The sequence below is a fragment of the Streptomyces sp. NPDC048290 genome (assembly GCF_040652095.1).
GTDB lineage: Bacteria > Actinomycetota > Actinomycetes > Streptomycetales > Streptomycetaceae > Streptomyces.
Window position 1 is genome coordinate 23,290 of record NZ_JBEZLM010000042.1, and the last position, 15,567, is coordinate 38,856.

Annotated in this window: 9 protein-coding genes; 5 read left to right on the forward strand and 4 right to left on the reverse strand. The window is 72.9% G+C overall.

Annotation, left to right across the window (positions count from 1 at the left end):
• Positions 1-30: 30 nt before the first annotated feature.
• The 5 genes from AB0D49_RS40000 to AB0D49_RS40020 all read left to right on the forward strand — a co-directional run bounded on the left by AB0D49_RS40000 (position 31) and on the right by AB0D49_RS40020 (position 7,551).
• The gene (locus AB0D49_RS40000; protein ID WP_362768642.1) at positions 31-699 is read left to right on the forward strand and encodes a hypothetical protein; all 669 of its coding nucleotides are present in this window, start codon (positions 31-33) and stop codon (positions 697-699) included.
• A 292-nt stretch (positions 700-991) separates the two neighbouring features.
• On the forward strand, positions 992-2,227 hold the full coding sequence (gene solA / locus AB0D49_RS40005; protein WP_362768590.1) for an N-methyl-L-tryptophan oxidase: 1,236 nt from the start codon (positions 992-994) through the stop codon (positions 2,225-2,227).
• Positions 2,228-2,430: 203 nt separating this feature from the next.
• Positions 2,431-3,897, forward strand: a complete 1,467-nt coding sequence (locus tag AB0D49_RS40010) for an aldehyde dehydrogenase family protein (RefSeq protein WP_362768593.1) — start codon at positions 2,431-2,433, stop codon at positions 3,895-3,897.
• A gap of 315 nt (positions 3,898-4,212) precedes the next feature.
• On the forward strand, positions 4,213-5,778 hold the full coding sequence (locus AB0D49_RS40015) for an amino acid permease (RefSeq protein WP_362768596.1): 1,566 nt from the start codon (positions 4,213-4,215) through the stop codon (positions 5,776-5,778).
• A gap of 198 nt (positions 5,779-5,976) precedes the next feature.
• Entirely contained in the window at positions 5,977-7,551 is a 1,575-nt protein-coding gene (locus AB0D49_RS40020; RefSeq protein ID WP_362768599.1) for a GMC family oxidoreductase N-terminal domain-containing protein, read from the forward strand.
• 226 nt (positions 7,552-7,777) lie between these two features.
• Here AB0D49_RS40020 and AB0D49_RS40025 read toward each other — a convergent pair whose 3' ends face one another.
• From AB0D49_RS40025 to AB0D49_RS40040, 4 genes are all read right to left on the reverse strand, one after another.
• Positions 7,778-12,520 (reverse strand): hypothetical protein, encoded by a 4,743-nt coding sequence (locus AB0D49_RS40025; RefSeq protein ID WP_362768602.1) that lies wholly within the window; start codon positions 12,518-12,520, stop codon positions 7,778-7,780.
• Positions 12,521-12,597: 77 nt separating this feature from the next.
• Positions 12,598-13,494, reverse strand: coding sequence for a hypothetical protein (locus AB0D49_RS40030; RefSeq protein WP_362768644.1), 897 nt, complete (start codon positions 13,492-13,494; stop codon positions 12,598-12,600).
• An 86-nt stretch (positions 13,495-13,580) separates the two neighbouring features.
• Positions 13,581-13,820 (reverse strand): hypothetical protein, encoded by a 240-nt coding sequence (locus AB0D49_RS40035; protein WP_362768605.1) that lies wholly within the window; start codon positions 13,818-13,820, stop codon positions 13,581-13,583.
• A complete protein-coding gene (locus AB0D49_RS40040; RefSeq protein WP_362768608.1) occupies positions 13,817-15,343 on the reverse strand; it encodes a hypothetical protein in 1,527 nt (508 codons plus the stop codon). Before AB0D49_RS40040 ends, AB0D49_RS40035 begins: the two co-directional genes overlap by 4 nt.
• Positions 15,344-15,567: the final 224 nt, after the last annotated feature.

Genomic DNA, 15,567 nt, shown 5'->3' on the forward strand with positions numbered 1-15,567 from the left:
GTCGGCGAGGCGGTGGGGAGTGACACGATGATGGGCACGGCGCAGCGGCAGGAGGCGCCCGAGGACGGCTCGGGGGCCGGGATCGAGCAGTCGCGCGGTGGGCTGCGGGCGCCGGATCACGGTGACCCGGTGAGGACGGGGGCGGGCGTGATCTCGGGCGGGCGGGCGGAGATGGTCTCGACAGTCGGTACCGACGACGCGGGGGCGGGCGTGGGCACGAGTGCGAGTGCGTATACGGGTGCGGGTGCAAACACGGGTGCGGTTGGGCAGCGTGCCGCCGCTTCGGTCAGGGCCGAGACACAGGTCGGGTACCGGCCGCTGTGGGTGGAGGAGACCGCCAAACGGCGACGGCTGCCCGATCCGGTGCGGACCTCGGCCGTCCGGGCGGTACTGATCATCTCGGTGACGCTCATACAGGCGATGGTCACGGTGCTGAGCACACTGGCCGGGTCCTGGCTGGCGTTCCCGATGCTCATCAGCAGCGTGGTCAGCACGGTCGTGGCGACCTGGAGTGTGCTGGACGTATGGGTGACCCGACAGGTCTGGTACCAGCGCAACGGAGTGGTCTCCGTGCCCAGCAGCACCGCGCGCAGTCTGCGCCGAGAGCGGCGGCGGGCCCGCCGCCAGGCACGGGCGGCGGCGCGTTCACAGGAACGGATACGCAGGCCCGGGAACGCCGGGCGACTCTCACATTCCTGAGCGGGCACATTCCTGAGCGGGCACATTCCTGAGCGGGCGGGACGGACAGGGCAGACAGACTGGGCGGACAGGAGGTCGCTGGGCTGCGCGAGGGGGTCGATTCCGTGGCGCGAAGACCGATTAGGGTTCAATTCCGGCCGATCATGTCGACTCTCTGCCGGATTCTGGGCGCTTCAGCGTTCCGCCACTCACGCCCATCGGGATGGACATCGGCATCGGCATCGGCATCGGCATCAATGAGTCATGCCCGGTTGGGAACGGGCGGGCACGTACAGCGAAGTGAGGAGACACCTTGGCCTCCGCGGACGCCTACGACGTCATCGTCGTCGGACTCGGTGGGATGGGCAGTGCCGCCGCGCACCACCTCTCCGCACGAGGAGCGCGGGTACTCGGGCTGGAGAAGTTCGGGCCGGTGCACCGGCAGGGGTCCAGTCACGGCGGTTCGCGGATCACCCGGCAGTCGTACTTCGAGGACCCGGCGTATGTGCCGCTGCTGCTGCGGGCGTACGAGTTGTACGACGATCTGGAGCGGACCGCCGGACGGGAGATCGCGATCCTCGGCGGGGGTGTGATGGTGGGGCGCCCGGAGTGCCGTACCGTCGCGGGCTCGCTGCGGTCGGCCCAGGAGTGGGGGCTGCCGCACGAGATGCTGGACGCCAAGGAGATCCGCCGCCGGTTCCCGACGCTGGCGCCGCGCGATGACGAAGTGGCGTTGTACGAGCGCAGGGCCGGGCTGCTGAAGCCCGAGGACACGGTCGCCGCCCATCTCCAGCTGGCCGCCCGGCAGAGCGCCGATCTGCGTTTCGAGGAACCGGTGGAGAGATGGGAGCCGTACCGGGACGGGGTGCGGGTGCGGACCGCCCGGGGCACGTACACCGCGGGTCAGCTGGTGATCTGTCCGGGGGCCTGGGCACCGGGGCTGCTCGCCGATCTCGGGGTGCCGATCAGGGTCGAGCGGCAGGTCATGTACTGGTTCCAGCCGCGGCACGGGATCGAGCCCTTCCGCCCGGAGCGGCAGCCCATCTATGTGTGGGAGGACCCGGACGGCGTTCAGGTCTATGGTTTTCCGGCCATCGACGGGCCCGAGGAAGGCGTCAAAGTGGCGTTCTTCCGGAAGGGAGCGACCAACACAGCGGAGAAGACGGGGGGTTCGAGGGTGGCGGACGACGGCGGAACGGGCGACGCGCCGATGCCGCCCCTGACGCCGGAGACTCTCGACCGGGTGGTTCACGGGGACGAGATCCAGGCCATGGCCGCGTACATGGCTGATCGCATCCCGGATCTGGCGGGCCGGTTCGTGCGGGCCGCGACCTGTATGTACTCCACGACTCCCGACGAGCACTTCGTGATCGCGCGGCATCCCCTGCATCCCGAGTCGGTCACCGTGGCCTGCGGGTTCTCGGGGCACGGGTTCAAGTTCGTGCCGGTGGTCGGTGAGATTCTGGCCGATCTCGCGCTCGGCGGGGCCACTCGGCATCCCATCGGGCTCTTCGATCCGGCGCGGTTCGGGGGTTCGTCGGGGTCGTAGCCGTCGTCATCGTCGTCGTGGGTGGCAACGTCTTCGTCGGCTCGGCTGTGTGGATTCCAGGGCAGCGGTTCGGCGGCGTGGGTGGGTGGCGGCGGCTGTCGCCGGGGGCGGGGGTCGTCGGTTCGGAGTCGTCCGTTCAGTCGGGCCGAAACGGGGAAGCAGCCCCACAACCGCGATCCTCACGTACGAGCCAGGAGACAGCCATGCCTGATCTGTTCATCGACGGCGACTGGCGGGCCGCGGTCGGCGGTGGTACGCGGGAGATCCGGTGTCCGGCCGATGGTTCGCTGGTGGCCGTGGTCGACGAGGCCGACGGCAAGGACACCGTGTCGGCCATCGACGCGGCCCGGCGGGCGTTCGACTCCGGGCGCTGGTCCGGTACGTCCGCCGCCGAGCGCGGGGAACTGCTGCTGAGGGTCGCCGGTCTGCTGGTCCGCGACAAGGACGCGCTGGCCCGCGCCGAGTCGCTGGACACCGGGAAGCGGCTGGTGGAGAGCGGTTACGACATCGATGACGTGGCGAACTGCTTCCGCTACTTCGGCCGGCTGGCCACCGCCGACCCCGGGCGGGTGGTGGACACCGGGCGGCCGGACGTGGACAGCCGGGTGGTCTACGAACCGGTCGGGGTGTGCGCGCTGATCACGCCATGGAACTATCCCCTGCTCCAGACCGCCTGGAAGGTCGCCCCGGCGCTGGCGGCGGGCAACGCGTTCGTGCTGAAACCGAGTGAGCTGACACCGCACACCGCGATCCATCTGATGCGGCTGCTCCAGGAGGCGGGGCTACCGCCGGGCACCGGGAATCTGGTGCTCGGGGCCGGTCCTCAGGCGGGTGCCCCGCTCGCCGAGCACCCCGATGTCGACCTGCTCTCCTTCACCGGCGGACTGCGCACCGGGCGTCTGCTGATGGCCGCAGCGGCGGGCACGGTGAAGAAGGTCGCCCTGGAACTCGGTGGCAAGAACCCCAACATCGTGTTCGGCGACGCCGACTTCGAGGCGGCCGTCGACATGGCGCTTACCGCGGTCTTCCTGCACTCCGGGCAGGTCTGTTCGGCGGGCGCCCGGCTGCTGGTGGCGGATTCGCTGCATGAGCGGTTCGTGGCGGAGGTGGTGCGGCGGGCGCGGGACATCCGGCTGGGCGGGCCGTTCGACGAGCTGGCGCAGACCGGGCCGCTGATCTCGGCGGCCCACCGGGCGAAGGTGGAGGCGTATGTGGCGCGGGGTGTGTCGGAGGGCGCGGTGCTGCGCTGCGGCGGTGCCCGGCCCGACGACCCTGCCCTTGACCAGGGCTTCTACTATCTGCCGACGGTGCTGGACCAGTGCGCGGCCGGGATGTCGGTGGTCCAGGAGGAGTCCTTCGGGCCGGTGCTGACCGTGGAGCGGTTCGGCGGCGAGGCCGAGGCGGTGCGGCTCGCCAACAGCACGGTCTACGGACTCGCCGGGGCGGTGTGGACCCGTGACGAGGCACGGGCGGCCCGGGTCGCGGGGGCGTTGCGGCTGGGCACGGTGTGGATCAACGACTATCACCCGTATGTGCCGCAGGCGGAGTGGGGCGGCTTCAAACAGTCGGGGGTCGGGCGGGAACTCGGGCCCACGGGGCTCGCTGAGTACCGGGAATCGAAACACATCTGGCGCAACATGGCTCCTTCGGCGCAGGGTTGGTTCGCTTGACCCTCGTCTGAATCCCGCCCGAATCTTGTCTGGATGCCGCCCGATCTCGCTCGGATCTGGCCCCGATCTCGCTCGGATCTCGCTCGGATCTCGCTCGGATCTGGCCCGGATCTCGCTGGGATCTCGGCCGAATCCCGGCTGACTTCGGTGCGACCCTGTCGCGCCGCGTACATGAGGCCGGTCCCGGCCGGTCCCGCCCACTCCGGGTGACCAGTCCCGCCCGGCTATCCGGAAACCCGGCCCACGACGGATGACCGCTCCACACCACACCACACCCCTCCTCCCCCACCCGACGCTCCAACCCAGGAGACCCCCATGACCTCCACCGCCCAGCCACCCGAGCAGGACGACATCGAACTCGCCGAGTTCGGCTACAAGCCCGAACTGAAGCGCACCCTGGGCAACTTCCACACCTTCGCCGCCGGAATCAGCTACATCTCCATCCTCACCGGCACCTTCCAGCTGTTCTACTTCGGCTACGCCAGCGGTGGCCCCGCCTACTGGTGGTCATGGCCGATGGTCTTCGTCGGCCAGTTCCTGGTCGCCCTGTGCTTCGCGGAGCTGGCGGCTCGCCATCCCATCGCGGGCTCCGTCTACAACTGGTCGAAACGGGTGGGCAACCCGCACCTCGGCTGGCTGGCCGGATGGCTGATGCTGGTGGCGTCGATCGTCTCCATCGCGGCGGTGGCGCTGGCGTACCAGCTGACGCTGCCGCAGATATCCGACGCGTTCCAGATCATTGGGGACGGCACCGGAAAGTACGACGTGGCGACCAACGCGGTCGTCCTGGCGGCGGTGTTGATCCTGTTCACCACACTGGTGAACGCGTTCGGCGTCAGACTCATGGCGCGGATCAACACCGCGGGCGTGTTCATCGAGCTGGTCGCCACCGTCGTACTGATCGTGCTGCTCGCGGTGCATATCACGCGTGGTCCGCAGGTCGTGCTGGATACCCAGGGCACGGGGGCGGGGCAGCCGGGTGGCTATCTCGGCGCGTTCCTGGTGGCGTCGCTGGCCTCGGCGTATGTCATGTACGGCTTCGACACGGCGTCGTCGCTCGGTGAGGAGTGCCTCGATCCGTCGCGCAACGCGCCACGCGCGATCATCCGCGCGATCGTCGCCTCGTTCCTCCTCGGCGGGCTGGTGCTGCTGCTGGCGCTGATGAGCGTGTCCTCGCTGAACGGGGAGCAGTTGTCGGTCGGCGGGCTCCAGTACATCGTGCTCGATGTGCTCGGCTCGACGGCGGGCAAGGGCATGCTGTGGTGTGTGCTGATCGCGGTGACGGTGTGCGCCCTGGCCGTGCACACGGCGGCGATCCGGCTGGCGTTCGCCATGGCCCGGGACAACAACCTGCCCGCGTCCCGGCTGCTCGCCCGGGTCAGCCCGCGCTTCCAGACGCCGGTGCTGCCCGCGGTGGTGATCGGGGTGCTGGCGCTGGCGATCCTGGTGGTCAACATCCGTCAGCCGCAGATCATCACCGTCGTGACCAGCATCGGCATCATCATGGTCTACCTCGCCTATCTGGGCGTGACCGTGCCGATGCTGGTGGCGCGGCTGCGAGGGCGCTGGCAGCCAGCCGGCGGCGGGCGGTTCTCGCTGGGGCGCTGGGGGCTGCCGGTCAATGTGGTCGCGGTGCTGTGGGGGGTGGCGATGACGGTCAATCTGATGTGGCCGCGGGCCGCGATCTACAACGCCAGTGCGCCCTTCCACTGGTATCTGCGCTGGGGCGCGGTGCTGTTCGTCGCGATCATCGCGGGTGGGGGCTTCGCCTACTACTGGTTCGTGCAGCGGCATCGGACGGGGGTGCTGGTGGAGCACCGGCTCGATCAGGGGCGGGCGGAGGAGGCCGACGGGACGGGAGCAGGGACGGGGGTGAGGTGACGGGTCAGTCCGCAGGCGCCGCTCCGGGGACGGGGCGGAGTTGAAGTGACGGGCCGGGCCACAAGCGCCGGCTCGGGGACGGGGCGGAGTTGAGGTGACGGCTTGTCCGGTCGGGCCCGGCGCACCCCGGGACCAGGCATGTACCGCTCCGGGCAGGGCAGACGCCGCCTGAACGATCGTTCAAGGAGGTCATCCCCCATGTCCGAAGACGAGTTCGACCAGCCGTCCGACGCCGAGTTCGACTATGTCGTCGTGGGTGGCGGCACCGCCGGGAATGTCGTCGCCGCGCGGCTCTCCGAGAATCCGTCCGTCACGGTCTGTGTGCTGGAGGCCGGTCCGAGCGACGTGGGAGACGACGACGTACTGAAGCTCGAACGGTGGATGGGGCTGCTGGAGTCCGGTTATGACTGGGACTATCCGGTCGAGCCCCAGCCCGAGGGCAACAGTCATCTGCGGCACGCGCGGGCGAGGGTGCTGGGCGGGTGTTCCTCGCACAACTCCTGCATCGCGTTCTGGGCCCCGGCCGAGGATCTCGACGCCTGGGCGGCGGCCGGGTGTACGGGCTGGGGCGCGGCGGACGTCTTCCCGCTCTACCGGCGGCTGGAGTCCAGCGACGCCCCCGGCGACCACCATGGCCGTACCGGTCCGGTCAAGCTCCGTACCCTCAAGGGCGCCGACCCCTGCGGGACCGCGCTGCTGGCGGCGTGCGCGCAGGCCGGGATACCGACCGTCGGCTTCAACACCGGGGCGACGGTGGTGCGGGGCGCGGGCTGGTTCCAGATCAACGCCGACGAACGCAACGTCCGGCAGTCGTCGTCGGTGGCGTACCTCCACCCGGTGTTGGGGCGGCGGCCCAACCTCACGGTCCGTACCGGCGTGCGCGCCAAGCGGTTGGTCCTGGAGGGGCGGCGCTGTGTCGGCGCCGCGTATCTCGACCCCGATCTGATCCACACCCGGACGGTCCGGGCCCGGCGCGAGGTGATCGTGTCGTGCGGGGCGATCGACTCCCCGAAACTGCTGATGCTGTCCGGCATCGGACCGGCCGCGCATCTGCGGGAGGTCGGTGTCGAGGTGGCCGTGGACGCGCCCGGTGTCGGCGCGAACCTCCAGGACCATCCCGAGGGCGTCATCATGTGGGAGGCCCGGCAGCCGATGCCCACCACTTCCAGCCAGTGGTGGGAGGCGGGCATCTTCTACGACACCGAACCGGGGCTTGACCGGCCGGATCTGATGTTCCACTACGGCAGCGTGCCGTTCGACATGAACACCGTGCGCTGGGGATATCCGACCGCCGAGAACGCGTTCTGTCTCACCCCGAACGTCACGCGGGCCCGCTCGCGCGGCACGGTACGGCTGCGGACCCGCGACTTCCGGGACAAGCCCCGGGTCGATCCCCGGTACTTCACGCATGAGCACGACGTCCGGGTGATGACGTACGGGCTGCGGCTGGCGCGGAGGATCGCCGGGCAGCCCGCGCTGAGCGGCTGGGCGGGGGCGGAGCTGGCGCCAGGACCGGACGTGCGGTCGGACGACGAGTTGGTCGACTATCTCCGCAAGACGCACAACACCGTGTACCACCCGTCGTGCACGGTGCGGATGGGGTCCGGTACGGACGCCCTGGCCCCGCTGGACGCGCGGTTGCGGGTCAAGGGGGTGGCGGGGCTGCGGGTGGCGGACGGGTCCGTGATGCCGGAGTTGGTGAGTGTGAACCCGTGCATCACGACGATGGCGATCGGGGAGAAGTGCGCGGATCTGGTGCGGGAGGACGCGTGAGGTGGTGGGGGTAGGGGGTGCGGCCTGCGGAAGGGTGACCCTGGGGAGGGGTGGCTCTGGGGTACAGGTGCGGTCTGGGGAGGGGTGACCCTGGGGAATAGGCGTGGCCTACGGAGGGGTGACCCTGGGGAGCAAGTGCCGTCTGCGGAGGGGCGACCCCAGGGAGAAGGCGCGGCCTGCGGGCCTCCCCTCCCCCGTGAGGCGTCCTCGGCCTCCCCAGGCCCGCCTACGGGTTCGCCGGTGCCGGGCGTCTGAACATTCTCGTCGCCGTGATCTCGCTGTGCACCGACTCCCCCGCCGTCGGCTGCTGCGGCAGCCCCGGCCTCAGGTGCTCCTCCACGCTGATGTACTTCAGGCCCGCTCTGAGGTCGGCGTCGTTGCGCAACCGGATGACCAGCGGGAACTCCGCGAGGGCGGTGGTGTCGAAGAGGCCCGTGGTGTAGAGGAGCTGGACGCCGAGCGCGTCGGACACCGCCCGCTGGAGCTCCAGCAGATAGGTCGCGTTGGCGCGGCCGATGGGGTTGTCCAGGAAGAGCGTCCCGGCGTGCCGCTGCTTGTCGCGGCCCCGGTCGTTGGAGCGGAGCGCGGCCATCGTGCAGTAGAGGGCGATGGCCGCGGTGAGGAGCTGGCCGCCGGAGAAGACATCGCCCATCTGTCCGACGGGCACCCGCTCCGCGCGCAGCACGGCGTCCGGTTTGAGGATCTCGACGGCGATGCCCTTGGGCTGGAGGGCGGCGGCCACCCCGCGCAGCAGCAGGGACATGCCGTCGCGCCGCAGATCGGAGTTCTTCTTCACGGCCGCGCGGGTCGCCTCGTCGATGACCTCGCCGAGGCGCTCGGTCAGCGTCGCCTGGTCCGGCTCCTCGAAGCGGATGCGCAGGAACTCCTGGCCGGACCACTCCCCCAGCCCTTCCGGCAGCCGGGACAGCCGCTGGGCGGAGCGGAGCGTGGCCAGCGCGGATTCGACCAGTCCGCGCAGCCGGTCCACGATCGAGTCACGGTTGCGTTCGAGCTGCGCCAGCTCGTCCGTCAGCACCCGGAGGCGGGGCGCGAACGCGTCGGCCCACTTCTGTGCGTGCTCCGGCAGGGCGGCGGCCGGGAGTTCGCGGATCTGCTGCCGTGCCGGGGTCCGCACCTGTTCGTAGCGGGTGGAGTTGGCGTGCCGGACCAGGATGTCGCTCGCCTCGCGGACGCCGGTCTCGGCGGCGGACAGGTCGGCGGCGCAGCCGCGCAGTGAGCGGCGGGCGTCGGCGGCGGAGCGGCGGGCCTCCTCCAGACCGCCGGGGTAGGGGTCGGGGTCCTCGCGGTCCTCGTCCCCGGCGGCGGGTTCCCTCAGCAGGTCGCGCAGCAGGGCGGCGGTCTCGTCGAAGCCGCCCGCCCCGTCCTCGGCGGCGCGGTGGGCGTCGAGGAGTTCGGCGTGGGCCTCGCGGGACTCGGCGAGGGCCTCGGTGCGCGCGGTGAGTTCGGCCGTGGCGGTCCGTAGCAGCGCCTGAGCGTGTTCGGTGTCGCGCGGGAGGAGTTCCTCGGGGAGGTCGGTGTGTGCCTCGCCGTCCTGCGGGGCGTGGCGTTCGGCCTCGCCGCGCAGTCGGCCGAGTTGCTCGCTGGCGCTGGACATACGGGTCTCCAGGAGCTGCACCAGTTCCTCCGCGCGGGCGGCGGCGGCCTGCCGGGAGGGGCCGTCGGAGCCGTCCGGCGACTGGAGGAGCTGCTCCGCGCGGGTGCGGACCTTGTTGCTGAGCCGGTCCAGCTCCGCGCGGGCGGCGCTCTCGTCGCTCTCCGCCCGCGCCTGCTCGGCCCGCAGATCGGCGCCCACGCCGACCTTCTCGTACACCTGGGACGCGGCCCTGTACGCCTCACGCAGCGCGGGCAGCGCACCCTCGGGCGTGTCGCCGTCCGCCTCGGGTACGTCGTCGGGGGCGCCCGCGATCTCGGCGCGCTCGGCGCGCAGGGCCCGCGCGGTGCGGCGGGCGTCGTCGGCGGCGCGCTGGGCGGCGCGGCGGTCCTCGTCGGCGGCCCGCGCGCGGTCCAGGCAGCTCTGGGCGCGGGCCTCGGACTCGGTGGCCTCGTCGGCGAGTTCACGCAGCTTGACCTGCCAGCCGGCGCGTTCGCGGAGCCGGAAGGCGAGTCCGGCGAGGGCGTCGGCGGCCCTGCGGGCCTTCTGGGCGGCCTCCTGCCGTTCGTCACGGACCTGGGCGGCCTCGGCGGCGGCCTCCTCGGCCTCCGCCCGCGCGGTGCGGGCCTCGGCCAGCTCGGTCTCGGCCTCCTCGGCGAAGGCGCGCGCCTCGACGGCGGCCCGCGCCAGCTCGGTGAGCCGCCCGGTGGGGCAGCCGGTGCGCCAGGACGCCAGCCGGGCGGCCAGTTCGCGGTCCTTGCCGAGCCGGGCGGCGAGGGTGCGGATGTCCTCGTCACGGGCGGTGGCCCGCGCGCGCAGTGCCTGCCGCTCCTCGTCGGCGGCGTGTTCGTCGTGCATGGCGGGGTTGGGCGGGACGAGGAACACGCCCGGTTCGCCGCCGTCGTCCCCGTGCGGGTCCGGGGGCGTCGGGGCGAGCAGCGCGGCGGCGGTGCCGACGGCCACGGTGGAGCGGGGCAGCAGCGCGGCCTCGGCGAGGGTCTCGCGGGCGCGGGCGTGGGACGCCGGGTCGGTGATGATCACGCCGTCGACCAGCTCGGGCCGGGCGGACAGGACGCGGGCGTGGTCGGCGGGGTCGACGGCCTGGGCGAGATAGCGCCAGCCGGGCAGCGCGGGGATGCCGTGCTCGCCAAGGTACTCGACGGTGGCCAGGACGTCGGGGCCGGGCGGCAGCAGTCCGCCGTCGCCCAGGGCGCCGAGGATGCGGGAGTCGTCGGCGGCGGCGGTGCGCAGGTCGAACAGCTGCCGTTCGGCGCCGGACACGGCGTCGTCGAGCAGGGTGCGCAACTCGTCGGCGAAGCGGTCGAGTTCCTCGGCGGTGAGGGGGGCGCCTTGGCGGGACGGGGTCCCTAGGGAGGCGCTCGGGCGGGTGCCCGGGGTGGTCGCATCCGTTTCGTCGTCCGTCTGCGCGTGGGGAGCGGACCGGTTGGTTCCGATCGGGGCGGCGGTGCCCGCGCGGGGGCCCGGTACCACTCCCGTCCCGCCGGTCACCGCCCCGGGCAGTCCCAGCAGCTCTGTCAGCCGCTCCTCCGCCGCCAGCGACTCGGCGAGCCGCCGCTCGGCCTCGTAGGACCGCTCCGCCGCCGAGGCGGCGTCCGCCGCGCGGGCGGCGGTCAGCTCGGCGCGGGACTCGGCGGACGCCGTCTCGCGCGCCTGCTCGGCCGCCCGGCGGGACGCCTCGCGTGTGCCGTCCCAGGCGGCGACGGCCGACTTCTCGGCGTCGCTGGCGGCGAGCGCCGCGCGGGCCGGGTCGGCGTCGGGGGCGCTGTCATCGAGCCAGCCCGCGCGGACCGCCTCCGCGGTCTCCTGCTCGACCTCGGTGAGCCGCTGGCGCAGATGCCCGGCCTCGCTGCGGGCGCGCTGCGCGTCGGTCGCCGCGGCGGTGGCGTCCCGGTGCGCGGCCTCCCCCGCCTCCTGGAGGGCCGCGGAGCGCTCCTCCCCCTCGTTGGCGACGCCCTCGGCGCCTTCCACCGCCGCGTGCAGGGCCCGTACGAGGTCCACGGCGGCCCTGGTCCGGGCGGCGAGGGCGGGGGCCGCGTCGCGTTCGGCCTCCTGGATGGCGGCGGTGACCCGCGCGACACGGTCGGCGGCGGCGCGGTGCCTGAGGACGGCTTCGGCGGCCTGCCAGGCGGCGTGCAGGGTGCGCGCGTCGGCGAGTTCGCGCTTCTGGGCGGCGGCGGACTTCTCGGCGCCGGCCAGCGCCAGGGAGGCGTGCCGGTAGGCGAGTTCGGCGGTGATCAGGGCGCTGCGCTCGCGTGCGCTCTCGGCGTGGGTGACGGCGTGGGCGGCGGCCGTGACCCGCTGGGCGAGGTCGGCGGCCCGGACCCGCTCCTGGGCGCCCCGCGCGGACAGCCGCCGGGCCAGGGTGCGCGTACGGCGCTCGGCGGCGGTGTGGATCTCCCGGGTGCGGGAGCGGACCTGGGCGGCCTCCACGATCCGGCCGAGGAGGTCGACGGACCCGGCGGTGAAGTCGCGTTCGGCGATCAGCTCGGCGCGGCGGCCCAGCTTGTTGCCGAAACCGCCGACCAGGTCGGCGAGTCCGTCGGTGTCCCGGGTGTCGGTGACCGCGCGGAGCAGCAGATCGGTGAAGTCGGAGTCCTTCTTGACGGCGAAGAGTCCGGCGGCCTCGCCCTCGTCGGCGTTCATCTCCCGCTGGTAGCGGAAGAGTTCCGGGTCGAGCCCGAGGTCGCCGAGGTGCTCGATCCAGCGGTCGTGGATCTCCTCCCAGTGCACCTCCAGATGCGGGTACGCCTTCCCGGCCTCGGTGAGGGCGTCCCGGAAGCCCTTCATGGTGCGGCGGCGGCCCTGGGCGCCCGAGGCGCCCTCCACGGGCGGGCGTACGGCGGTGGCCTCGGCGACCGGCAGGTTGTCCAGCGTGAGCCCGGGGCCGGGGCGCAGCGAGTACCACGCCTCGGCGAACTTGCGCGGGTCGTTGGAGACCTGGCGACCGCGCCACTCGCTGACCTTGCCGACGACCACGCACTCACCGGTCTGCACATGCTGCCACTCCAGCGCCACATGGCCGCAGTCGTCGGCGAGCAGGAACTTGCGCAGCACGCCGGAGCTGGCGCCGCCGAGCGTGTTGCGGTGGCCCGGGAGCATCACGGAGAAGATCAGCTTCAGCAGGACGGACTTGCCGCCGCCGTTCTCCAGGAAGAGCACCCCGGCGGGCGCGGGGCGGCGCGGCGGGCCGGACGGCTCGTCCTGGAAGAACTCCGCCTGGGTGGGCGCGGGATCGGGCACCACGGCACCCACTCCGCGCAGGTCCAGCACGGTGTCGGCGTAACGCGCACCGGCCGGCCCGATGGAGTAGAGGCGGACCCGGGACAGCTCGTACATGGCGGACTCTCGTGAATCGTCGTCAGTGTCAGTTCGAGGAAGCTGACGGGTGGATCAGGTGGGGGGCGGTACGGGGTTCAGGGGGCGGAGTGGAAGGGCAGTCCGGCGTCGGCCACCAGCTCCAGGTCGTCGCCGGGCTGGGCGGGCAGCAGGGTGGGCGTGCCGTCCGCGACCGGGACCACGCCCAGGTCGAGGAGTTCGGCCATGGCCGCGCCGCCCGCCATGTCACGGACCTGCAACTGGTAGCGGGCGGTGGTGCGGTACGTGCCGCCGTGGTCGTCGCCGGTGCGCTGGAGGAAGCCGGAGTCGGTGAGGAAGGCGACGGCCTTGCCGATGATGCCGGTGGTCGAACCGGCGAGGCGGCGGGCGTCCTTGGTGGCCCCGGTGGCGCTGCGTCTGGCCCAGATCCGCCAGGCCGCCTCCAGGCCGGGCGCGTCCGTGGCCGGGTCGGTGTTCTCGCCGGTCTCCTCCGCGCGCTCCTCCAGACGGCGGCACGCCTGCCGTACGAAGGCGTCGACGCCGTTGACGGAGACCCGGCCGATGTAGGCGTCGTCGGCGAGGTCCTCGGGGCGGGGGAACGCCAGGGCGGCGACGGCGAGATGGGCCAGGCCGTGCAGGAAGCGGTCGCCCGAGTCGGCGGACGCGCGGCGCGCGTAGTCGCCCATGCGGACCGCGAAGAGCGAGTCCTCGGCTGCCGTCACGGCCATGCCCGCGCGCGGGGACACCTCCAGCACGACCAGTCCGAGGCCGGTGGCGACGGCGTCCGCGAGCCGGGCGAAGGGCGGGTCGTCGCGGTAGCGGCGCAGCAGTTCCGCGTACTCCTGGTCGCGGGCGGGCTGGACCTTGGGCTGGAGTCCGAACGCCACGAGCCGGGCGGCGTCGGCGGCGTCGGCGGGGGTGACGGGGGTGGGGGTCGCGGGGGTGGCGGCGGTGGGGTGGGCGGCGGTGTGGGGTGCCGTGGCGTGGGTCGCCACGGTGTGGGGCGCCGTGGGGTGGGGCGCGGTGGCGCCGGTCCAGGGGCCGTCGTCGCTGTCCGGCTCGCTCCGGTCGACGTACTCGCTCACGGTCGGGGCTCCTCTCGGTGCTGGTCGGCGGACGGTGGGGCAGCGGTGGCGGGGGCGTCGACGGTGGTGGCGCGGGCGTGGGCGGCGGGCCCGACCGTCAGCGGGGCGCGGGCGTGGGCGGCCGACCCGGGCGTCAGGTGGGCGCGGGCAGCGGGGTGCCCGGCCGTCAAGGAGGCGTGGGCAGCGGCGGGCCCGGCCGTCAGCGGGGCGCGGGCGCCCGGCGGTGGCTTCGTCACGCGGCCTCCGTCCGGTCGGCGGCCATCCCGGCGGCGTCCAGCAGGGCCGTGCCAACGATCAGATCGGCGCCGCCGAACTCGATGTCGTCCAGCTCGGTGCCGTCGTCCACCGCGAAGAGGAGCTTCTCCTCGCCCTGCCGATACGCCGTGCCGACGGCCGGGCTGGCCGCGTGGACGGCCATCAGCGCCACCAGGTAGGGCAGTTCGGGGTCGGTGCGCCGGGCCTCGGCGAGCAGCCCGGACAGGCGGCGCGGGGCGTCGGCCGGCAGGTCCAGCAGTTCGGTCGCCGCCGCGAGCTGTTCGTCGCTGAACCGGCTGTCGTCCGGGGTGGCGATCAGGTCGGGCTCGGGCATCTCGGCGCCCAGGTGCTCGCGCTCCACGGGCGGGGTGAACAGGAGGTCGACCAGGTCGGCGACGCGCACGGAGACCGGCGTGCGCAGCCCCGTGCCGCGCCGGAAGAACGCGTCCGTGACCCGTACGGCGCTGTCCAGGGGCAGGGGGAGGACCGGGGCGACGAGCTGGCCGTAGAGGTCGATCCCGGCGCTGGGCGCGGGGGCGGCGAACGCCTGGCGGTCCTGCTCGGCGCGGAACAGAGGTCCGGCCTCCAGCAGACGGGACTGGAGTTGGGTGTGGCGGCGGATGCAGTCCTTGACGATGTCGACCAGCTCGGCCGCGCGGCGCTTCTGCTCGGGGTCCTCGGACTCGTCGCGGGCGCGGCGGATGTTGGTCAGGATCGCGTTCTCGTGGCGGTAGCGGTCGGCCACGTGGTCGAGGGCCTCGGCGATCATGTCGGGGACGGCGGTGAGCCAGTCCACCGCGCGGACATTGCGCCGGGTGGCCTCCAGGGCGCGGCGCAGCGACTCGGAGTACTGCACGGTGCGGTAGCGGGCCTGCTCGGCGGCGAGCTGGGCGTCGGCGAGCCGCCCGCGGTTGATCAGCACCTCCAGCTTGACCTCGGCGGCGATCTGGGCGCTGGTGACGTCGGTGTCGAGGGCGCCGACCAGGACGTTGACCGCCTCGTCCGTCGTCCTGAGGTAGACGCTGCCGCCGGGTCCGGGGACCTCCTCGATCAGCTTGAAGTCGTAGTCGCGGCGGACATAGGTGCCGTCCGGGGCGAACGTGCCGTAGACGGCGCGGAAACCGCGGTCCACGCTGCCGACGTTGATCAGGTTCTCCAGCACCCAGCGCGCCACGCGCTCGTGCTCGGTGACCGGGCGACGGGGGGCCTGGGCGGCGATACGGGGGATCAGCCGGGCGACCACCTGGTCGTGGTCGGCACCGGTGTCGAAGTCCATCGTGAGCGTGACGAGGTCGATGGCCGCGAGGGCGACCTCCGCCATGCCGTACACCGTGTACTCACCGGCGAGGTTGGCCTTGCGCGCGTCCAGGTCGTGCAGCGGGGCGGTGCAGGCGAGGGCGCGCAGCCGACGGGCCAGGCCCTCGTCGGCCGCGGGGCCGACGGCGGGCCGCGGCCCGGGGCTGAGCTGCGGCGGAGCGGTGTCCGGTGTCGCGGGTGAAGTCACGATGCACAGATTAGGCGCTGGGTCTGACAACGACCGAAATGACGGCGCCGCGGGGGTTCCGGAGGTGGCGGGGTCGTGAGGCGGGCCGGGCGGAGGCGGCGCCAACCGGGCAACGGGGGCCCGGTGACAGGCCATACAAATGGCAATATTCCGGCTATCCAAGGGCGAACCGGATGAATTACGGCGTTCCGTCCACTTTGACGCAGGCCGGGTGCACCACGGCG

What these genes read in the sequence shown, in the direction of transcription:
- AB0D49_RS40020 (WP_362768599.1), top strand. Translation starts at nt 5,977, where the DNA reads ATGTCCGAAGACGAGTTCGACCAGCCGTCCGACGCCGAGTTCGACTAT.
- AB0D49_RS40025 (WP_362768602.1), bottom strand. Translation starts at nt 12,520, where the DNA reads ATGTACGAGCTGTCCCGGGTCCGCCTCTACTCCATCGGGCCGGCCGGT.
- AB0D49_RS40000 (WP_362768642.1), top strand. Translation starts at nt 31, where the DNA reads ATGGGCACGGCGCAGCGGCAGGAGGCGCCCGAGGACGGCTCGGGGGCC.
- AB0D49_RS40010 (WP_362768593.1), top strand. Translation starts at nt 2,431, where the DNA reads ATGCCTGATCTGTTCATCGACGGCGACTGGCGGGCCGCGGTCGGCGGT.
- AB0D49_RS40015 (WP_362768596.1), top strand. Translation starts at nt 4,213, where the DNA reads ATGACCTCCACCGCCCAGCCACCCGAGCAGGACGACATCGAACTCGCC.